Source organism: Bacteroides mediterraneensis (assembly GCF_016900355.1).
In the GTDB taxonomy this organism is placed as follows: Bacteria; Bacteroidota; Bacteroidia; order Bacteroidales; family Bacteroidaceae; genus Phocaeicola.
Window position 1 is genome coordinate 70,488 of the sequence record NZ_JACJKA010000001.1, and the last position, 20,734, is coordinate 91,221.

Here is a 20,734-nt window from a genome sequence, read left to right on the forward strand (position 1 = left end):
TCATGAATTTCTATTTCTTGGCGTTCTTTTCTGCTATCTCTCACTCCTTTTTCTTGTATAACTCCACTCCCACCACATAATAATGTGGCACATTCGACAATATCATTCCATTCTTATTATTCCCGTCAATTTCTCTTTCCCCGCAAAAACGCATAAATCCGTATTGTTCATCTACCCATCCAGAGCCGTATAAGATTAAAGGTATGTTCAGACTGTCTGCATCCGGATTATTCCGTAAAATATAAGGTCTGTCTTCGTAAAAATACACCTTATCCTTCCCTAACGGATGCAACTTCAATGCCACATTTGTAGTCATCACATTAGGAATTTTAATGGTTAGCAAAGTAGTAGAGTCATTTCTGCCTGTCAGAAATAAAGACAAATCTGTAATTTTATCCCTCACCTCTGCGTCCTCCAGCAAATCCTTGTCGCTCCAGAAATCTTTCAAAAGCTCCTTATTTTTCCCCATCCGGAACTGCTCGACACGTTTGGGAACTTTTCCTTTTTCATGTTCCTCCACATATACCTGTACTTCATAGGTATCTACCAGAAACGGCCTCAGATTAAAATGGAACATCTTTACATGCATCACATTCAGTACATCTACAATATCCTCCACACCAATTTGTTTTGCATTTACCTTTAATGAATCTTGTGCATATAGTCCCGCGGACAAACAAAGGCAAATAAATACCAGCCCTACTCCCTTTTTCATTGTATTATATTTTTAGAAGGTAACAATCTAATAGCGTCTTACGTTCTTTCCTATAGTTTCAATATCACTTTTCCTATATGAACTCTCACAAATATAGGCATTAATATTTTAAAAGAAGGTTCCCCCTATATAAAAAACGGACCTCAGGACAAATGACTGTCAGCGCTCGGAAAACCAATCCTATTCCCATAGAAAGTGAATGACAAAAATCGCTTACTGTACCCAAATAGGTTATGTTTTCGGTATCAAGATTGTATTCGTAGAAAGGAATACCGGCAATTTGCTAATCAGGGAAACATTGAGTCTTCACATAAAGCACTAAAAGCTATCTTCCCGGCATGATAGTCGGATTGCCCCCTTGGTTATTAAATTTCACGCTTCTTACTATTTCATATAGAATACCTCCCACATCCAAGCCTATCTTAGTTTTATTGAATTTATAGTAAGGTATTGCTATAGGACGGGTATTCCAACTTTTTCTCATGGGGTCGTAAACTCTTTCAGCGCCCACTTCTACTCCCCAACGATCGTTGAACTCATAGCCGATAGTCCCTCCGTAACGGTTCATGTAAAACCCGTAGGCACTTGTGGGAGCGTATGTTCCAAAAGCTCTGAAACTCAGTTTGTCGGTTGGTCTGTAGATGAGGGCTCCTGTCGCACCGAAAGCCTGACCTATACTGAATGGGAAATTATACTTTGTAGCATTCACTCCTCCCTGAATTTCCCAAAAGTCGTTTATATCATACCGATACATCAGTGAGGCCTCGTTGATTCTTCCAATTCCGGGCAATGTAGATTGTGAACCATAGCCGTACAAATTCGGAGCAATCATTCCGTTTGTACTGTAATCGCCATAGAACATCGGAGAAGGATTTGTGTAGTAAGGCATATAAAATGGACGGCGGAGCTTTATTTCTTGCGTCTCCATTTGAGGAATATCCGTTTCTGCCTTTATGTCCGGCATCTCTTCTTTTACAGCGAATGGTTTCACCGTTGGATTTTCACTCCCTACATATTCATTCGATAGGGTTTTCAGACTATCTTTCTTCAGTACGGAGATATTTTCCTGAGCATATACACTGACTGTGGTACAATATAATACTATAATTAAAAACATCCTGATACTCATACCGTTGGCTATGTTAATGAATACACTACAAATATAAAAAACTATATTGTAAAACAGATGATTAGAAAGGATCTATTTTACTTAGACTATTTAATTTAACAAACAGATTTTGCCACTGTTCCTCCATCGTTCACGGGATGTTTACCTTGAGAAACGATAGTTTACCAGAAACTTCACAAATTGAAAATTTGAGATAAACTCAGAATCATAAGAAATACATTCACTTTTTATCTTTCTTAAAAATCGGTTTTATATATTTCTTGAAGATTTTGCCCACTTCAATAGGGGTGGAGTTATTCAGCATATCGTACATTCTGCCCGTGGAAGGTCTAAGGGTATGCCCGTAATCTGTCTGAATCTTTTTGCTCAGGTCCGGTCCCTCATTCATAATGAGTTCTGGAGGACGGCCTTCCATGGTTACATCATATACAGGGTCCTCACCTCGCTTTGTCCAAATGGAATAAGGACACATACGGATATATCCCTTTGGCTTCCTTACCATAAAGGTGTCTGTCAAATTTCGGGGGATACCTCTTTCGAATGGGTTGTCCACTTCCATCCACTTCTTTTCCAGCGGAGCTTCCAGGGGCTTGTTATAATACTCCATATTCTCTGGAAGGAAGTCAAACTGAATGTGCTTTATCGCCTCTTCATTCAGCTTGATTTCCTTGTCTTCCTTTTGCTGGCCCATGGCCGGTATCACTCCCAACAACAAGGAATTTAATACCAGATAGCGTTGGATACTGTTCATTCGTCGTTTCCTATTGATTACCCATATTCAATCGCGACATTTCACTTTCAGCCGCACTCTGGTTATTCATTGTCCGTTCGGTACGGAAACGGTAGGTGATTGTAAAGCCGATTTTCCGCGTATCATCCTTTCCGACACTGTACATGATAATATCATTCAGACGGGCTGAAGCACGTGTATTGTTCTTGTTGAAGATGTCGTATCCATCCAGCGAAAGTTGAAGCCTGTCATTCAGGAACGATTTCTTCAGGCTCAGGTTGAAGGAGGTATAACCCTTCGATTCATACAACTGATAATATCCTTTGGAGCCATAATTAAAGTCGGCAGACAACAGGAATCCGGAAGGAAGTGTGAAACTGTTGTTGAAGTTCAGCATCACCAGCGGACGTCCTGCTTTCAGGGTAATTCCACTCGGTCCTGGGTAATGAAAGAAGGTTTTCATGCAAGTCAGCGTGAGAGAAGGCATCCACCACTTCACAGGATATTGCACATTGACCATACCCGTCAAATTGTGCATTTTATCGAAATTATCCATGTAGCTGACCGTCACCGCTGAGTTTCCCGGCATGCTATAGAAAGCCGTTATCAGCGGATTGTGGGTAAGGGTATAATTCAAATTCAGGAACAGGAACTTATAAAACAACATATAGTTCAGGTCGTGAGTCAGGGCCTGCTTCAGATAAAGATTTCCTTTCTGATAGGTAAACCGGTCTGTGTACACCGCATTATCGTTCATCATATCAAACGGCGGACGCTCCGTATGAATGGAATAAGTAAAAGACTGCTGCAGATTCTCCGTATTATAACCCAGCGATACAGAGGGCAGTAGATTGTGATAAGTCTGATCCTGACTCTTGTTTTCATGGGTCTCTTTCAGGTCGCTCCGTATCTGTTCGTAGCGCAACCCTGTCCCCAACGACAAGTTCTTCCAAGTATAATCGTATGAAAGGTAAACCGAATTCTTCATCTCCGTATTACGTGTACGGCCATTATTCAACGCACGGACATATTCTATATAGTCGGTTCCGCTGGTGTGGCTGAAATCGTAACCGAGGCTGAAAGTTCCCGCCTTCTCCGTTTCATACGACAAAGAGAACTTGGCCGCAAACAAATCCCAGTCTGCCTTGCGGTAATAGTCCATAGAGGTTTCCGAACGGTCACTTTCCCATTCACGGATATTACCCTGGCTGCGGTCGGTCTTATGAAGATAATCTCCGTATGCATTCATCCTCCAGCCGTTCTCCCAGTCGTTTGTATAGTACAGATTAAGATGGTTGCTGACCGACTTGTCACCCACCTCACTGAGATTCCTGATGAAGGTAGAAACTCCTTTGTCCGGTATCATGGAAAGAGTATCGTTCGAGAAAGTGTTACCCTGACTGTATTTACCTTCATATTTCAACCCGATTTCCGATTCCGGCGAAAAATGATAAGAGACCCCTCCCGTGTAGGCGTGGCTTTCTTGAAAGATCCGTTTCCGGTTCAGATTGGTCAGGTTCCAGACCGTGTCACTTTGGGTCTGCTGGTAAATATCAAGATCCGAATCCTTCTTTCCACGGTTATAATTGTAGGAGAGAAAGAAATCCCAGTTCTTATAGTTGTAACTTCCGTTCATCTGATAATTCTGACTGAAATGCGTTCCCTGCAACAGATTCCCCTTGACATTAAAGGCCAGTCCTTCTCCCAACCGTTTGGTCTTGATTTCAATCACCGCCCGCTGCTCTGAATGATAGTGCACACCTGTATTCGTAACCAGCTTGACGGATTGAATCTGGTCGATAGCCAGATTATCCAGTTCAGTCCAATCTGTCACCTCCCTGCCGTTGAGATAATAGGTGGGCGTTCCCTTCCCGATTACTTCAATCTCACTACCCCGCTGCTGTATGCCCGGTATCTTACAAAGCAGGTCATTCAGCGTGGTCTCCTTGGCGAGAATCGTATTCGGCACATCGGCTATGAGGCCATCCCGATCCAGCTTGAAAGGCTTCTTGTATGCAGTCACCTCCACTCCTTCCAGCTCCGTCTGTGCCACTTCCATCTGCACCACCGGAAAAGTAAGATTCGCGCTGATTTGAATATTTTTATACAGTGTCTTATAACCCAGATAAGAATAGCGGATAAGATAGTCGCCCCCAGCAAGCGATGTGCTGTATATTCCGCAAGAATCGGATACCGCTCCGCTGACAAGGGTACTGTCCGACTGGTTCAGGAATGCCACATTCACCATTGGAATCACTGCATTCTCTGGGTCCATGATTTTTCCTTTGACAGCATACTGACTGTAAGCTGGCAGCAAAATCAGGCTGACTATTATAGCTAAAAATAGTTTTTTCATGAATAAAATCACTGCTAAATTTTCATCCCACACGTAAGATAGTATTTCAAGAACAGCTTTCAAAAGTAGATATTATCTATGGAACAACAGTCCACCCGTCTCCTAAATAATCCTTTCAGCAAACGATTATTGTTTAATGAATCACAAAAACTATTATTATTCTCCCTAAAAATAATACGTCAACGAAGCCACAAACGTCCTGAACTTGGTATCGGGATTATTCTGATAAGTCTTTGTCATGCCCCAATCGTATCCTATGGCTATCTGTACATGGCGGGCTATCTCCACTCCGGCACGAAAGCCCACTCCCCAATCGAAGCGGGGCATCGTTCCGTCCTTAAACACATTAGAGGAAACTGTTTTGACGACTTCCGGCTCTCCCAAATTGCTGCTTATCTGCTTCATTTGACCGAACAGACCGACATTGAAGTGGGGACCGGCATCTAAAAACAGACTGACATTCTTCCCGACCTTCAGTTTATAACCTAAGTGAATGGGAATATGAAGATAGTAAGGCCTACTTTCATATTCGTAAGTATTTTCATTCATCACATAATAAGGCACACTTTTCCAGCCGTAGGAGGAAAACATAAGTCCCATATCCACATACAACCCTTTCGCCGCCCCACGAAAAGCATATTCCCCTTTCAATCCGGCATGAAAACCGGATTTAGGCATGTTTTCCTTGGTGGAGTGATGATTATATCCTACTGAAAGTCCGTACCTGAATTCCTGTGCCTGCACCGAGGCAAACAACGACGCGCATATTGCCAGCGTAAGTAAAAATCTTGTCTTCATAATCTTATGGTTTTAAATTCATTATCAATCATCATTCTTTTTCTTTCGGAGAGTTTATCCAATCGCTTTCGTACACATTGCATCCTCCTAAAAGTCCGATGCCGTTTTCCACATTGGTATAATGGCTGCGGATGGGCGCCAACCCATATTTTCCCAAATCATTGTTTTGGATACGATTGAGCGCTTGCAGATAAGTGTACATTTCTTTCGACAGCTTGTACAAATAAATTTTATACGCGATGGTTTCCTTTTGCTCTTCATCTTCATAACCGGGATCGTAATATGTACTCACCTTCAGCATATAGCTCTTCCCGTCTATCTTGCTGTCATCCCAACAATACAGATAACGGTAATACTCTTTCGAAATATCGAACACATCATCAAATCCGATCTTTTCTGAAAGCAACGGTTCCTTTTCCAGATCAAGGTCTACAGGCATATACTGTATGGTATCCCGCATTTCGGGAATCGAATACACCGTCTTTTTCTTCTTAATGACTCTCATCCCATAATAATCTTCCGTACCGGCCGTATCGGTGAAAGAGACGCGAAACTGTATGCCCCTGCCATAATTGCCGTCTGTCAGCACCACCTCCAGTCTCTCCAATGGAAAGGCCTTCGGTATCACCGTTTGTGCCTTGGCAAGCGGCAAATCGGGATACGAGACTTCCATCTCGATACGATCATCTTCTTTCAGCCTGCCCAACACATAATACGACTGAGCCGGAAGCAACTCGGTAGCTGTTTCCGTGTATTTTATCGCTTTCTCCTCTCCGTTCAGCTTGAACACCAGCGTAGGCTTGCCGTCTGTACTTGTCTCCTGGCGGTGAATCACCCGGCTCCGGGCCACCTGTATCAAGGTCGTATCACTCCCCGTAAAAGGCATGCAGAAAAGTACGACCTTGCTCTCGACACCCATTTCTTTCAGACTGAAGTCGTGCGTACACGACTGGCATACAAAGACTCCTAAAAGAATAAACCACATTCTGTATCTCATACGAATTTAAAATTTAAGTGTGTAACTGAAGGACGGTATGACAGGAAACACTCCGTGGGCTTTTCCCACAAACGTACCGTCCGGATTTTGCTGTACGGTGGCATAAAGCGGGTTCATCCGGCAATACGCATTATACAGACTGACATTCCAGATGCGCTCGAAACCTCTTTTCGTGGTTTTGCGGAAGTTAATCCCTACATCCAACCTGTGATAGGCCGGAAGGGAGACATTGTTGGGCATCTCGTAAACCAGCATCCCTTCATTTGTCCTTTCCACTCCCGGTAGAACAGGAGCATCCACCTGCTGCGATGGAAGGGTGATGCGGTTCCCACTCCGATAGTTCCACGAGGCGTAGGCATCAATCCGGTCATTGAACTTATACGAGATAGAGACCGAGAATTTATGCCGGTTGTCGAACTTGTCAGGATACCATGCGGGATAGAAGTCCGGGAAATACCGCTTGCTCCACGACAAGGTGTAGGAGGCATCGACCGAGGTTCTCCCATTGCTGTAACTGACATCCGTCTCCATCCCGTAGGCTTTTCCTTTTCCGGTTCTCACCTCGTTCTCCCACCGGTCTGCCGCCGGGTTAAGCATGCCACTGCTGCCGTCATATTCTATCAAGTTGTCCATGGTCTTATAGAATCCCTCCAGGCTCCACCGAATGCCATACGGCAGTTTGCCGTAGACTCCTGCGGCCCATTGCCGCGATTTCATCGGCGTAATGCGTGCGGTAGAAGGCACCCAATAGTCAGTAGGCAGGTTCAGGTAAGTAGCCGAAAGCTGGTGCATGAACTGGCTCATCTCCGTGTACGAAACCTTCAGACTGACTTTATCACACAGCCTAAGGTTAATTGCCGCACGCGGCTCTATCGAATGATATTTCGTACCCGATATGCCAAATAATGTGTAATGTATCCCTCCATTCAGCTTCACGCGTTTGCCTATCGACAGGTCATCTTCTGCATAAAGCGTGAATTCATTGCTCCTGTATCGGCTGGTGATTTGGTTGGTCAGCGCGTTTGGAGAAGCATCGTCATACTTGGAATAATAATTCTGGGGCACAAAAAGATGGTGCATATAGTTGGAGCCGAAACGGATATGATTCCAAGCATTCGGACGATAGTCAAACTCCATCCGGTAGCCGAAATCATGGATGGTGGAACGATTGCGCTGCTCTTTTACGATGGCTCCCTTCAATCCTTCAATATACCCCAACTGTTCTTCACTCAGGTAATCGAATTTCGACTGATTATGGGTATAAACCCCTGTAATATTGGCAAACATTTTGTGCGAGAAAATGTATTTCCAGTTGACGGATGCGGTGAAGTTTCCCCATTGCAGACTGAACTTGTCTACATTGGTCGGCTCCGGGTCAAACAGGTATTCTTTATGCCTGAACTTGAAAAAGTCATTCCCCGAATAAAGGCTAATATCCGCACGACTTTTTTCCGAAAAAATATGGGTCACCTTTGCATTGAGGTCATGAAACGCATACCGCAGATTCTGCTTGTTCCGACGACTGGAGTTTATAATGGCAAGAGTCGGAGCCGTGAGCAAGTCCATCCACGTACGGCGCAGAGCCACATTGAACGAAGTACGGTTCTTCACAATCGGTCCTTCAAACTGTATTCTTCCTTCTAAAAGTCCCAGTGCGAAACTGCCCCGGTACTCCTTCATGTTTCCGTCATTGGTACGTACATCGACCACCGAAGAAAGCCGTCCGCCATAGCGTGCCGGGAAGCCACTCTTATAGAAATCGATATTCTTGATAATGTCCGTATTAAATGCAGAAAACAATCCTCCGGCATGATTCACCTGATACAAGGGAGTACCGTCCAGCAGAAACAGGTTTTCATCGTTGTTGCCGCCATGCACGTACAATCCGGAGATAAGCTCCGTCCCGCTGGCCACTCCCGAGAGGTTTTGAAGTTTCTTCACCACATCGGGCGAACTCATAAAGTTATTTCCATTCACAAAATCCTTTGCCGTAAGCGATACCTTCCCCGTCTGGGTGGTATATAAAGGAGAATTCAAATCGGCGGTTACGACCACCTCCTTGATTTGGTAATCCGATTTCAACCAAATATTTTTTGTTTTATTTCCCCTCAACGTAATTTCTTCCAGCTGTTCTCCGCTACTAATGTGCGAAAATCGGATTTTATGGGTTCCCTCATTCAAGGTCAGGCTGTAAAAACCGTGCTCGTTGGTCAGCGTCCCTGTGTGGGAGGTCATATCCCACACGGTGGCATTGATGACCGTCTCTCCGTCTTCCTGATAGACGTATCCACTTAACGTATAGGAAGACAGTTTCTTAAGTATCACATACTCGCCGTTCACCTCCCATTGGATACCTGTATGCTCGAATAAAGTGGAAAGGGCACTTTCCAGACTGTTCATATCGAGATGTTTACCGGCATACGGAATGTCGAGCTTGATAGAAGCATCGTACACAAAGCTGACCGGATATACTTGTTTCACCTGCTCCATCAGTTCTTCTACAGTGACCCGATACTGTGCATGCAGGGATAAGGCATTCATCAAAGAAGCCAGAAAAAATAAAGATAGGATGCTTGTCTTCATCTGCTTTCTTTTGTGATTTTTATATCCAGTGTCTTTTCAATCAACGCGATGATTTCCTCCAGGTTATCCGTTTTGAACTCCCCCGTAATTTTCCGGTAATGTGCCGACGAATACAGAGGTGTGCCATAATAAAGGGAAAGTTCTTTGAGTACCTCCTCAATCGGGGTGTTCCGGTAAACGAATTTACCTGTCGCCCATGCCGACGGATTGGGCAAGGCCGGACGGCTCACCACCGGCATTTCGTCGCCATGGGTCAGCACGCCGCACATGTCTTTCGTGAGGACAATCCCGTTTTTGCCGTATCGGGCCTTGAACACCACCTTACCGGATCTTACATACACACGAGTAGCCGTGTCCTGTCTGGATTCGTCCACTTCAAACTCGGTACCCAGCACTTTCACCTGGGCATAGTTGCTTGTGGCCAGGAAAGGAGCATGCACATTCCTGCGGACGGAAAAATATACCTTCCCGGACAGGTTCACCGCCCGACATTCTTTTCCGTATGTATCCGCATCGTATGACACCGTGGCCCCTTTGGAAAGGACGAGCAGTGTACTGTCCGGCAGAAAATGCCGGCTCACTCCTGCCTCTGCCGTGAGACACACGATATGAGGTTCCTTTCCATTCCACAGGGTATGATACCCCACGATACAAAGGAATATCGCCGCGGCTATACCCGAAAAATACAGCCAGCGCCTGCCGAACGGATGGGACTGTCTCTCACCAATTATTTTTCGTAAGGCCTTCTGGGTATCCAGTTTCCCGTATGTGTAATACCGAAGGACAAACTGGAGTTTTCTTTCTTCTTTATCTTTCATGATTGAATGTGTTTTTAGCTAATACTGAATGTCCGGCAGAAAATCCTATGCCGGAAACAAAAAAATTATCCGAAAAAGAACAGATACACCTTTTGCACTCCTGCCTTCACGGTTTTAATCGCCTTGCTCATCTGGTTCTTCACCGTATGAACGGAGATGTGCAATCTGACGGCTATTTCCTCGTATTTCAACCCCTCCCTCTTGGCCAGCAGAAACACTTCCCTGCACTTTTCCGGCAAAGCGTCTATGGCCGTCCACATACGGGCCTCATCGTAAGCCCATTCTTCACATTCTTCGTCCGAAAGAATCTCTTCAAGGTCGGAAGGCTGCACATTGCTGTCAATCAATGAATCTTTCTTCAAAATGTCTATGCAGCGGTTTCTTACCATGGAGTACAGGTACGATTTAAGGCCACTTGCGTCCACCCCCCTGTCCTTCCGCCTCCACAGTTCCATGAAACAGTCCTGTACCGTATCTTCCGCATCATCAATATCTTTCAGATAATGAAGTGCGAATAGACAAAGCGGACGGTAATATTGAATGAAATGCTCTCTGAATATTTTTGTATTGATGTCCATGCCCAAATGTGATTGATAGATTCGCATTTTTAGGAAAACTCAAAATCGAAAGTTTATCACTATGAAAGGACCCGTTTTTTATTATATTTAAACACAAAGACAGCCTTTTATACATTCTTTAAGTAACGATATGTCAAAAGACTCCGAACTGGGAGTAAACTTCAGCCACCATACACACCGCATCGAAAAGGGAATTGCAGAAGAATCATAAACCTATTTCCCAAAAGACTTTACCTTTTCTGTCCAACCTCAAAGCACTTTCTATGTTTCCCTCCCGCAAAACCTACGTTTCCCGATGCGGAAACCTACGTTTCGCGCAAGGAAAACGTACGGCTCCGCACCGGAAAACGTAAAAGACTTCTTTCCGTCCGGAAGTATTCGCTTTGATAATTCCAGCTATTTTTCGTAACTTCGCACGTTCATCTAACAAGAAAAGACACATGTCAGAAAATGATTTTATTACCATAAAGGGTGCCCGGGTGAATAACCTGAAAAACATCGACGTACGTATCCCCCGCAACAAGCTGGTAGTCATTACCGGATTGTCCGGTTCGGGAAAGTCGTCGCTGGCATTCGACACGCTGTATGCCGAAGGGCAAAGACGTTATGTGGAAAGCCTGTCTGCCTACGCCCGCCAGTTTCTCGGACGTATGAGCAAACCGGAATGTGACTTTATCAAGGGGATTCCTCCGGCCATCGCCATCGAACAGAAGGTGACGAGCCGCAACCCGCGTTCCACCGTAGGCACATCGACCGAGATTTATGAGTACCTGCGTTTGCTTTTCGCACGGGTGGGAAAGACCTATTCGCCCATAAGCGGACAACTGGTGAAGAAGGACAGCGTGGAAGACATCGTGAACTGCATGCTGTCGTATCCGAAGGGTACGCGCTACACCGTGCTGACGCCCATCCTTCCCCGCGACGGAAGAAGCATGGCGGAACAGCTGGACATGGACATGAAGCAGGGATTCACCCGACTGGAGGTGGACGGCGAAATGGTCCGCATTGAGGACTATACCTACCACGAAAGCGACAAGGTGTATCTGCTGGTCGACCGCATGAGCTGCGACGACAGCAAGGATGCCATCAGCCGACTGACGGATTCTGCCGAAACGGCCATGTACGAAGGCGACGGCACGTGCATGCTCCGCTTTTACTTGTCGGACGACACCCGCCTGCATGTGTTCAGCACCAAATTTGAAGCCGACGGCATCAAGTTTGAAGAACCGAACGACCAGATGTTCTCCTTCAACTCACCACTGGGAGCCTGCCCTACGTGTGAAGGCTTCGGCAAGATTATCGGCATTGATGAACATTTAGTAATCCCCAACCGGGCACTGAGTGTGTACGACGGGGCCGTGCTCTGCTGGCGAGGCGAGAAAATGGGAGAATGGCTGAACGAATTCCTGCGGGAAGCGCCGGCCCACGATTTCCCCATCTTCACTCCGTACTATGAACTGACGCAGGAACAGAAGGATTACCTCTGGCACGGACCGAGAGAGAAGGTCTGCATCGACTCTTTCTTCAAGATGCTGGAGGAAAACCAATACAAGATACAGTATCGCGTAATGCTGGCCCGCTACCGGGGAAAAACGATTTGCCCCACCTGTCATGGTAGCCGGCTGAAAAAGGAGGCCAGCTACGTGCGAGTGGGTGGAAAGAACATTTCGGAACTGGTGGAAATGCCGATTACGCAATTGCAGGAGTTTTTCCGTACGCTCACACTGGATGCCCACGACGCCCTCGTGGCACAACGGTTGTTGAGTGAAATCAAGAACCGCCTGACCTTCCTGTCGGATGTGGGACTAGGCTACCTGACCCTGAACCGGTTGAGCAACTCGCTTTCCGGAGGTGAAAGCCAGCGAATCAACCTGGCTACCTCGTTAGGAAGCAGCCTGGTGGGTTCGTTGTACATCCTCGACGAACCGAGCATCGGATTACACAGCCGCGACACCACCCGCCTCATCAAGGTGCTGCGCCAGTTGCAACAGTTGGGCAACACGGTGGTAGTAGTGGAACATGACGAGGAAATCATCCGCGCGGCCGACTACATCATCGACATCGGTCCGAAAGCCGGACGACTGGGCGGACAGGTGGTATACCAAGGCGACATGAAAGATTTGCACAAAGGCAGCGACAGCTATACCGTGAAATACCTGTTAGGAGAAGAAACCATCGACCCTCCTGCCAGCCATCGCCCGTGGAACAACTACATCGAAATCAAGGGGGCACGCGAGAACAACCTGAAAGGCATCGACGTACGCTTCCCGCTCAACGTGATGACGGTGGTGACGGGTGTCAGCGGTTCCGGAAAGAGTACGCTGGTACGCGACATCTTCTACAAAGCCCTGAAGCGGGAATACAGCGAGTCGAGCGAACGTCCGGGTGAATTTGTCTCACTGGGCGGCGACATCCATCAGGTGAGTGACATCGAGTTTGTGGACCAGAACCCGATTGGAAAATCTTCCCGAAGCAATCCGGTGACCTACGTCAAGGCGTACGATGAAATCCGGAAACTGTTTGCCGACCAGCCGCTGGCCAAGCAAATGGGATACAGCGCAGGCTATTTCTCATTCAACACGGAAGGCGGACGCTGCGAAGAATGTAAGGGAGAAGGTACGGTGACGGTCGAAATGCAGTTCATGGCCGATCTGGTGCTGGAGTGTGAATCCTGCCACGGCAAACGCTTCAAGAACGACACACTGGAAGTGAAGTTCGAAGGGAAAAACATCTACGACGTACTGGAAATGACGGTCAACCAGGCCATCGAGTTCTTTACGGAACACAACCAGAAGAAGATTGTCAAGAAGTTGCGTCCGTTGCAGGATGTGGGACTGGGTTACATCAAGTTAGGACAATCTTCGTCTACCCTTTCCGGAGGAGAAAACCAGCGCGTGAAACTGGCCTATTTCCTCAGTATCGAAAAGGCACAGCCTACCATCTTCGTGTTCGACGAACCGACCACAGGTCTGCACTTCCACGACATCAAGAAACTGCTGGAGGCCTTCGACGCCCTCATCAGCCGGGGCCATACCTTGGTCATCATCGAGCACAACCTGGATGTCATCAAGTGTGCCGACTATGTCATTGACCTCGGACCGGAAGGGGGAGACAAGGGAGGCAACCTGGTAGTGGCCGGTACGCCGGAAGAAGTAGCGAAATGTGCGGCTTCCTATACGGGGCAATACCTGGCCGAAAAACTCAATCCGCAATCTTAACGCATCAAATACATGACTCAAATACTTGAAACCCTATACAGCCAACTGACCGGACATGCCCCCGAAAGTGTGGAGGCACTGCCGGGAGCTGGCTCAAACCGAAGCTATTACCGTCTGAAAGGCAGCCCGACCCTCATCGGGGTGTGCGGTACTTCACGCGAAGAGAACGAAGCCTTCATCTACCTTTCGCATCATTTCCAGGCACAGCATTTACCCGTGCCGGCAGTACATGCTGTTTCCGACGACGGACTCTGCTACCTGCAGGATGATTTGGGCACGGATTCCCTGTTCCAGCTCATCGCCCACGGAAGAGAGACGGGAGAATTTGACGAAGTGGAACGAAACTTGCTGAAAAAGGTCATCCGGCTGTTGCCCCGCGTGCAGTTTGAAGGGGCGAAAGGGCTGGATTTCGGGAAATGCTATCCAGCCGTAGAGTTTGACCATAGAAGCATTCTGTGGGACTTGAACTACTTCAAATATTGTTTTCTGAAAGCGACGGGCGTAGAGTTCCGGGAAGATTTGCTGGAAGACGATTTCGATGCCCTCTGCCAGACCCTGATGGGAAGCATGGAAGCCCAACCAGTATTCATGTACCGCGATTTCCAAAGCCGGAACATCATGGTAAAAAACGGAGAGCCTTTCCTGATAGACTTCCAGGGAGGACGGAAAGGACCGATTTATTACGATGTAGCTTCTTTCCTTTGGCAGGCCAAGGCCAACTATCCGGACAGTCTCCGCCAAGAACTGATAGACGAGTATCTGGATGCCCTTCGCCCGTACAAGTCAATAGAAAAGACAGAATTTCTATCCCGTCTGCGCCATGTGGTATTGTTCCGCACGCTGCAGGTACTGGGCGCCTACGGATTCCGCGGGTATTTTGAAAAGAAAACCCATTTTATTGAAAGCATTCCTTTTGCCATCGAGAACCTGCGCCAGCTGTTGCAGGAGGGCTTCCCGGAATATCCTTATCTCTGCGAGGTGCTGCAGCGCATGACGGAACTGAAACAGTTTGCCATTGTCCGCAACCGCCGCAACCTGACCGTGACGGTGATGAGTTTCTCCTACCGGAAAGGGATTCCGACAGACGAGAGTGGAAACGGCGGAGGATATGTGTTCGATTGTCGTGCCGTACACAACCCCGGACGTTATGAACAATACAAGTCGCTCACAGGACGGGATGCACCGGTCATCGAGTTTTTAGAAAAAGACGGAGAAATCACGGAGTTCCTGCGCCACACCGATGCCTTGGTAGATGCCCATGTGCAGCGTTTCCTGGAACGAGGCTTCTCGCACCTGATGATCTGCTTCGGCTGCACCGGCGGACAGCACCGCTCGGTATATTCCGCACAGCATACGGCCGAACACCTGTATGAGAAGTTCAAAATCAACGTACACCTGATTCATCGGGAACAACAAATAGACCAATTACTGAAAGCCAAATGAAAGCCATGATATTTGCCGCCGGACTGGGTACCCGGCTCAAACCGCTGACCGACCACATGCCCAAAGCCTTGGTACCGGTGGCCGGACGCCCCATGCTGGAGCATGTAATTCTCAAACTGAAAGAAGCGGGATTTACCGAACTGGTCATTAACATCCACCATTTCGGGGAACAGATTCTCGATTTCCTGAAAGCCAATCAGGATTTCGGACTGACCATCCACATTAGTGACGAACGTGAAATGTTGCTGGATACAGGAGGAGGCATCAAGAAGGCGGCTACGTTCTTCACGGGAACGGAACCCTTCCTGGTACACAATGTGGACATCCTGTCGAATGCCGACCTAAAAGAAGTCTACGAGTTCCATCGGAAGAGCCAGAATCTGGCTACCTTGTTAGTCAGTCCGCGCAAGACCTCACGCTACCTGCTGTTCGATGCAGACAACCGTCTGCAGGGCTGGATTCACAAAGACACCCTGCAAACCAAACCGGAAGGATTGGTATATGAACCGGGAAAATACCGCGAATATGCGTTCAGCGGCATCCACGTGATTTCACCGGAATTGTTTCATTACATGGAAGGAGAGCAATGGAACGGCAAGTTCCCCATCATGGATTTTTACCTGCATAACTGCCGGCAGCTCCTGCTCGGCGGATACGTGAAGGAAGATTTGCAACTGATTGACATCGGCAAGCCGGACACGCTGGCCCGGGCCGAAGAATTTTTACACCATTAATACCACGTCACGGCACTACCCGTGTTGCTTCGCTGATCCCACTTCAGGGCATCGGTCAGCATACTGGAGTTGGCACGGATGGAGAAGTTGTAGGAAGTGAACGGACCGAATACCAATCCACAGCTCATATTGAAACAGTGCAAGTCACGGGTAATGTTCAAGGTGGTCATAGACATTTCCTTGGAAGTAAAGTCGTATCCGGTAGAATACGTCATGTTCCAACGGCTACCAATCTTGAAGTTACCCGACACGTTCAAAGAGTGAGTCAATGAATACGGATAACGCATCTTCTTGATGTTGATATCCTTCGTACGGTCTTCACGAATGCTGTAACTATAACTCAAGCTGATACTCCACGGGAACTTAAAGGCCAGGTAACCGTCTGAATCGACAGAAGCCTTTTCTGTCTTTCGCATATTGGATTTATTGTCCTGTTCTTCGTTTTCCTCCGTATCCTCTTCCTCGTCTTCCGAATCATCTTTTCCTTTCTTATCCTTATCTTCCTTATCCTCCTTCTTACCGAAGAGTTTCTTGAAGGTGTCATTGTTCAAGGTATAAGAGAACGAACCGCTGTATCCCTGGAAACGTCCGAAACGTCCATAAGACCATTCGGTACGGTCACCGACCACCACGTTACCGTTTTCATCAAACTGATAAGCGTAGGTGGCGAACGAAGCGTTCATATTGAACGTATAGCTCTTGGTCAACTTCAGACGAAGGTTCATGCTCAAGTCACTCCACCGTTTATTGGCCACATCGTAAGAAAGAGAAGCTCCCAACTGGTCAATCAGACTAATTTTCTTGTAACCTGTAGAATCCTTGTCCGACTTCATCTTCATTTCAAGGTTATTATCGACCGAGAAACTGATGTTCTGCGACATGTTCTTTCCAGGCACCCCATACACAGCTCCTTCATACGGTGAATATTCCACGGTACGTACTTCCCCATCTTCGTCGGTATAAGTATAGGTATCATAATAGCCATAACGTGCCTTACCGAAATCCGGTGTATACGTATAGCTGACTGTCGGTGTAAAGACATGGCGAATCTGGATTTCCTTGCTCTTCATGAACAATGGTTTATACATACCATACAATTTGGTGTTCATCTGCAACGCCAAGTTATAGTCGTACACACGGTTGAAACCATTGATGGTATCCCGGCGCACATGGTCTGTAGAAGCCGGACTCGGGTCGTAACTCTGCTTCACCTTCCGCAAATACCAGCGTTCCGTGTAATTGAACGAAGGCACGATGTTGATGTATTTGAACAAGTTGAAAGTAGCCGAAACTGGAATCTTATGCTGCATACCATTTTCCCACTGAGTCAACGGAGTCTTGAACAGCAAATTGTCTTTTGTACTGATAGAGTTTGTGATACTTCCGGTATACTGCAAAGAAATTTTCTCATACCAGCGTTCATCGCCTGCCGCTTTCTTCCGCTTGAACGGATAGATACGGTTCAACGAAATGTTGACATCCGGCAAGGTCATGCTCAAAGAAGAGTCACGCGTATTCTGTGTGATATTAAAGGCACCAGAAATGTTCAAACCGATTTCCGGGAAGTTACGGGAATAGCTCACACTGGAAGCCTTGGTATTTTGAGCGTACTGCTGCGGATTGTACAAGCTGGTCAAACTAGAGCGGTCGTAACTACTGGTGGCAAAGTTCACACTGGCCGAGAACGAACTGTTCGGATTGGCCTTGGCATCCTGCCGGTGACTCCACTGGATACGGAAGTCCTTCGACACCGAATAGTCGGGCATGTTCTTTTCACCGGTTTTCGTCACCAGGTAACTGGCATTGAAAGAACCGCTGTATTTGTAGCGTTTGTTATAGTTGGATGCAGCCGAAAGTCCCCATGACCCTTTTGTAAAGATTTCGCCTAACACCTTCAAGTCCATCTTGTCGCTGATGGCAAAATAATAACCTCCATCGCGCAGATAGAAACCACGATTCAGTTCATCGCCATACGTCGGCATGATGAAACCGGAAGAATAACTGCTGTTGAACGGGAAGAAACCAAACGGTACGGCAATGGGTAGCGGCACATCTTCCACCACCAACTGAGCTGGGCCGAACACTACATTCTTCTTAGGACGGACCTTCGCCATGGAAAGTTGAAGATAAAAGTGAGGATGTTCATGGTTATCACACGTAGTATACTTACCATGACGCATATAAATCTCGTCATTGGCTCCTTTTTTACCCTCCTCACTGGTTACGTATCCTTCACCCTGCTGAGTCACAATATTGTTGATGAATCCTTTCTTCGTCTTGAAATTATAACGCATAGTCTTGGATTCATATGGGGTATCTCCGTCCTTGAATACCGGCTTACCACTCTCCACACCCGTTGTATCGGTCACGCCTCTTGCATAGACCGTACTACTGTCCATATTCATGGAGATAATAGCCGAAGTCAGCTCAATGTTCTGGTAATTGACTTTTCCTTCCCCATACAGATGCGCATAGCCTCCCTTGGTAAAGACAATGGAATCGCTGGCTTCATACGTCACCGGAGCATCCAGCGGTTCCTTCTTCTTGGCAGTGTCTGCGGCCAAAGTATCTATTCCCAGCGAATCCATCGCCAATGAATCCCGCTGAAGAGAATCGGCTGTCACAGAATTTCGGTCCCCTCCCCGCATACGTTTTCCTCTCACGCGCTGCGCTTCGGCATAGAATGAGCAGAAAAAGCCAAAAACAAACAAGGATAGCAGTAAATATATGGTTCTTTTAAATGATGTCATTACCGTTTTCTTACGCAATATGCGGTGCAAAAGTAAGCATTATCCGATAAATAAACGCCAAACCCTTTCTTATTTATGTATTTTTAGTTCTATAAGAAGAGTTTACACCAGGCATCGAAACGGGTGAGCCCTTCGTCTCCATGCTTCTCGATGCTCTTCCGGGCCTTCTCCACACTCTTCTCCTTATCCAGTTTGGTCTTTGAATAGAACTTATCGGCAAAACAGATAATCTGTTCTTCCAAGCTGACAGGAATCATATCACGGTGAGGTATCGGCAGATTCTGATCAATTATACTCTGCAATGAAAGACCAGCCCCCGTGTGACGCTCACACACTAAGGCATGACGCGGATACCCTTCACGTGCCACTAACTCTGCTCCCAGATAGCCGTGACAGATATAAGGATATTTACCAAAACAGTAAATACCGTCGGCATCTGTCTCGAAAATACCAATGTCATGCAGCATGGCGGCTTCCTCGATAAAAGTCAAATCTAAATTCAGTTCCGGATGTTTCCGGGCCATGGCCAGTGCCTTGTCGGCGACCGAACGACTATGTACCAGTAGGATGTGTCTCAACTCATTTTCTACCGGATAATATTTATCTATCAATGCAAGTGGATTCATATTAAAGATGCTATATTTGTAAAACGTCTCACAAATCTATAAAAAATCCATGAGTTACACGAAAAGATTCCGATGGAATTACATACTGACGCTCTGCTGTCTCTGCTTTTGGGTCCTTCAAGTACAAGCCATCGTTCGCAACGGGGCCGACCAACTGGATAAATTACTTCCACTACTGGAAGGAAAACGGGTTTCGCTGGTAGTCAACCATACCTCTCTCTGCGGGAAAACCCATTTGCTGGACACCCTGTCTACCTACCTCAAAATCGTACAGGTATTTGCTCCAGAACACGGATTCCGTGGAAACGCCGATGCCGGAGAAGTGGTCAAAGACGGAAAAGACCTTAGGACGGGAGTCCCCATCCGTTCCCTTTACGGGAAAAACAAGAAGCCTCTTCCCTCCCAACTGGCAGGCACGGACGTAATTGTCTTCGACATGCAGGACGTAGGTGCCCGGTTCTACACGTATATCAGTACGCTCTACTACGTGATGCAAGCCTGTGCAGAGAACCATAAGGAACTGATTGTATTGGACCGCCCCAATCCGTGCGACTATGTAGACGGTCCGGTACGCGAAAAAGCCTATAAAAGTTTTGTGGGTATGCTTCCCATTCCGGTACTTCACGGATGCACGCTGGGCGAACTGGCCCGGATGATCAACGGAGAAGGATGGCTGGGCAACCAACTGCAATGCGACTTGCACCTCATCCCCGTGGAAGGCTGGAGACACGGACAGCCCTATTCACTTCCGGTCAAGCCCTCTCCCAACCTTCCCAATGACCTATCCATTGCACTCTACCCTTCTCTTTGCCCGTTTGAAGGGACCTCGGTCAGTGTAGGAAGAGGCACTCTCTTTCCATTCCAAGTAGCTGGTTCACCCGATTTGAGTAAAGTCTTTTCCTTTCACTTCACCCCCAAAGCACTGGAAGGCTTCGACAAGCATCCCCTGCACCGCGACCGTACCTGCTACGGCATAGACTTACGCACAGCAAAGCATCTCCCCCAAGGTTTTTCCCTACAATACGTCATCCAGTTCTATCAAGCCTACCAGTCCCTCTATCCGGATGCCACCAAACGGTTCTTTACCCGTCCCCAATGGTTCGACCTGCTGATGGGGACCTCACAAGTACGCAAGGACATCCTACAAGGAAAGACCGAAACGGAAATTCGCCAGACATGGGAAAAAGATTTGCAAGCTTATCGAGCTATCCGCGCCAAATACTTGCTGTATGAATAAAAAAGAGCGGGCAGCAGTCTCT

15 protein-coding genes are annotated in these 20,734 nt (G+C 47.1%); 4 read left to right on the forward strand and 11 right to left on the reverse strand.

Features of this window, described 5'->3' with window-relative positions; translation table 11 throughout:
* Positions 1–40: 40 nt before the first annotated feature.
* The 9 genes from H6A28_RS00310 to H6A28_RS00350 all read right to left on the reverse strand — a co-directional run bounded on the left by H6A28_RS00310 (position 41) and on the right by H6A28_RS00350 (position 10,704).
* On the reverse strand, positions 41–715 hold the full coding sequence (locus H6A28_RS00310) for a DUF5041 domain-containing protein (protein WP_204474890.1): 675 nt from the start codon (positions 713–715) through the stop codon (positions 41–43).
* Positions 716–1,040: 325 nt separating this feature from the next.
* The gene (locus H6A28_RS00315; RefSeq protein WP_204478523.1) at positions 1,041–1,832 is read right to left on the reverse strand and encodes a hypothetical protein; all 792 of its coding nucleotides are present in this window, start codon (positions 1,830–1,832) and stop codon (positions 1,041–1,043) included.
* Between the two features lie 232 nt (positions 1,833–2,064).
* The gene (locus H6A28_RS00320) at positions 2,065–2,595 is read right to left on the reverse strand and encodes a DUF4858 domain-containing protein (RefSeq protein WP_204478524.1); all 531 of its coding nucleotides are present in this window, start codon (positions 2,593–2,595) and stop codon (positions 2,065–2,067) included.
* A gap of 10 nt (positions 2,596–2,605) precedes the next feature.
* On the reverse strand, positions 2,606–4,930 hold the full coding sequence (locus H6A28_RS00325) for an outer membrane beta-barrel family protein (RefSeq protein WP_204478525.1): 2,325 nt from the start codon (positions 4,928–4,930) through the stop codon (positions 2,606–2,608).
* A 165-nt stretch (positions 4,931–5,095) separates the two neighbouring features.
* Positions 5,096–5,728, reverse strand: a complete 633-nt coding sequence (locus tag H6A28_RS00330) for a porin family protein (protein WP_204474885.1) — start codon at positions 5,726–5,728, stop codon at positions 5,096–5,098.
* Between the two features lie 31 nt (positions 5,729–5,759).
* Positions 5,760–6,725, reverse strand: a complete 966-nt coding sequence (locus H6A28_RS00335; protein WP_204474884.1) for a DUF4249 domain-containing protein — start codon at positions 6,723–6,725, stop codon at positions 5,760–5,762.
* Positions 6,726–6,731: 6 nt separating this feature from the next.
* Positions 6,732–9,308: a carboxypeptidase-like regulatory domain-containing protein gene (locus H6A28_RS00340; protein WP_204478526.1), complete on the reverse strand. Its 2,577-nt coding sequence runs from the start codon at positions 9,306–9,308 to the stop codon at positions 6,732–6,734.
* Positions 9,305–10,126 (reverse strand): FecR family protein, encoded by an 822-nt coding sequence (locus H6A28_RS00345; RefSeq protein WP_204474880.1) that lies wholly within the window; start codon positions 10,124–10,126, stop codon positions 9,305–9,307. Before H6A28_RS00345 ends, H6A28_RS00340 begins: the two co-directional genes overlap by 4 nt.
* 65 nt (positions 10,127–10,191) lie before the next feature.
* Positions 10,192–10,704 carry an RNA polymerase sigma-70 factor gene (locus tag H6A28_RS00350; protein WP_204474879.1) on the reverse strand — a complete coding sequence of 171 codons (513 nt, stop codon included), beginning with the start codon at positions 10,702–10,704 and terminating at the stop codon, positions 10,192–10,194.
* Positions 10,705–11,144: 440 nt separating this feature from the next.
* Between H6A28_RS00350 and uvrA the strand changes: the two genes are divergently transcribed.
* The 3 genes from uvrA to H6A28_RS00365 are packed head-to-tail and all read left to right on the forward strand — an operon-like array spanning position 11,145 to position 16,099.
* Positions 11,145–13,922 (forward strand): excinuclease ABC subunit UvrA, encoded by a 2,778-nt coding sequence (gene uvrA, locus H6A28_RS00355; RefSeq protein WP_204478527.1) that lies wholly within the window; start codon positions 11,145–11,147, stop codon positions 13,920–13,922.
* A gap of 12 nt (positions 13,923–13,934) precedes the next feature.
* Positions 13,935–15,365, forward strand: a complete 1,431-nt coding sequence (locus H6A28_RS00360) for a RapZ C-terminal domain-containing protein (RefSeq protein ID WP_204478528.1) — start codon at positions 13,935–13,937, stop codon at positions 15,363–15,365.
* Positions 15,362–16,099 carry a nucleotidyltransferase family protein gene (locus H6A28_RS00365; RefSeq protein WP_204474875.1) on the forward strand — a complete coding sequence of 246 codons (738 nt, stop codon included), beginning with the start codon at positions 15,362–15,364 and terminating at the stop codon, positions 16,097–16,099. The genes H6A28_RS00360 and H6A28_RS00365 overlap by 4 nt, the downstream gene beginning before the upstream one ends.
* Here the strand turns inward: H6A28_RS00365 and H6A28_RS00370 are convergent.
* Positions 16,096–18,747: a putative LPS assembly protein LptD gene (locus H6A28_RS00370; RefSeq protein WP_239465218.1), complete on the reverse strand. Its 2,652-nt coding sequence runs from the start codon at positions 18,745–18,747 to the stop codon at positions 16,096–16,098. The genes H6A28_RS00365 and H6A28_RS00370 overlap by 4 nt on opposite strands.
* Before the next feature lie 191 nt (positions 18,748–18,938).
* Positions 18,939–19,475 (reverse strand): HD domain-containing protein, encoded by a 537-nt coding sequence (locus H6A28_RS00375; RefSeq protein WP_204474871.1) that lies wholly within the window; start codon positions 19,473–19,475, stop codon positions 18,939–18,941.
* A 49-nt stretch (positions 19,476–19,524) separates the two neighbouring features.
* Between H6A28_RS00375 and H6A28_RS00380 the strand changes: the two genes are divergently transcribed.
* Positions 19,525–20,712, forward strand: coding sequence for an exo-beta-N-acetylmuramidase NamZ family protein (locus H6A28_RS00380; RefSeq protein WP_204478530.1), 1,188 nt, complete (start codon positions 19,525–19,527; stop codon positions 20,710–20,712).
* Positions 20,713–20,734 lie beyond the last annotated feature (22 nt).

Coding starts and splice junctions, on each gene's coding strand:
- H6A28_RS00345 (WP_204474880.1), bottom strand. CDS start 10,126: ATGAAAGATAAAGAAGAAAGAAAACTCCAGTTTGTCCTTCGGTATTAC.
- H6A28_RS00315 (WP_204478523.1), bottom strand. CDS start 1,832: ATGTTTTTAATTATAGTATTATATTGTACCACAGTCAGTGTATATGCT.
- H6A28_RS00335 (WP_204474884.1), bottom strand. CDS start 6,725: ATGAGATACAGAATGTGGTTTATTCTTTTAGGAGTCTTTGTATGCCAG.
- uvrA (WP_204478527.1), top strand. CDS start 11,145: ATGTCAGAAAATGATTTTATTACCATAAAGGGTGCCCGGGTGAATAAC.
- H6A28_RS00310 (WP_204474890.1), bottom strand. CDS start 715: ATGAAAAAGGGAGTAGGGCTGGTATTTATTTGCCTTTGTTTGTCCGCG.
- H6A28_RS00360 (WP_204478528.1), top strand. CDS start 13,935: ATGACTCAAATACTTGAAACCCTATACAGCCAACTGACCGGACATGCC.
- H6A28_RS00350 (WP_204474879.1), bottom strand. CDS start 10,704: ATGGACATCAATACAAAAATATTCAGAGAGCATTTCATTCAATATTAC.
- H6A28_RS00370 (WP_239465218.1), bottom strand. CDS start 18,747: ATGCGGGGAGGGGACCGAAATTCTGTGACAGCCGATTCTCTTCAGCGG.
- H6A28_RS00380 (WP_204478530.1), top strand. CDS start 19,525: ATGAGTTACACGAAAAGATTCCGATGGAATTACATACTGACGCTCTGC.
- H6A28_RS00340 (WP_204478526.1), bottom strand. CDS start 9,308: ATGAAGACAAGCATCCTATCTTTATTTTTTCTGGCTTCTTTGATGAAT.
- H6A28_RS00375 (WP_204474871.1), bottom strand. CDS start 19,475: ATGAATCCACTTGCATTGATAGATAAATATTATCCGGTAGAAAATGAG.
- H6A28_RS00330 (WP_204474885.1), bottom strand. CDS start 5,728: ATGAAGACAAGATTTTTACTTACGCTGGCAATATGCGCGTCGTTGTTT.
- H6A28_RS00365 (WP_204474875.1), top strand. CDS start 15,362: ATGAAAGCCATGATATTTGCCGCCGGACTGGGTACCCGGCTCAAACCG.
- H6A28_RS00325 (WP_204478525.1), bottom strand. CDS start 4,930: ATGAAAAAACTATTTTTAGCTATAATAGTCAGCCTGATTTTGCTGCCA.
- H6A28_RS00320 (WP_204478524.1), bottom strand. CDS start 2,595: ATGAACAGTATCCAACGCTATCTGGTATTAAATTCCTTGTTGTTGGGA.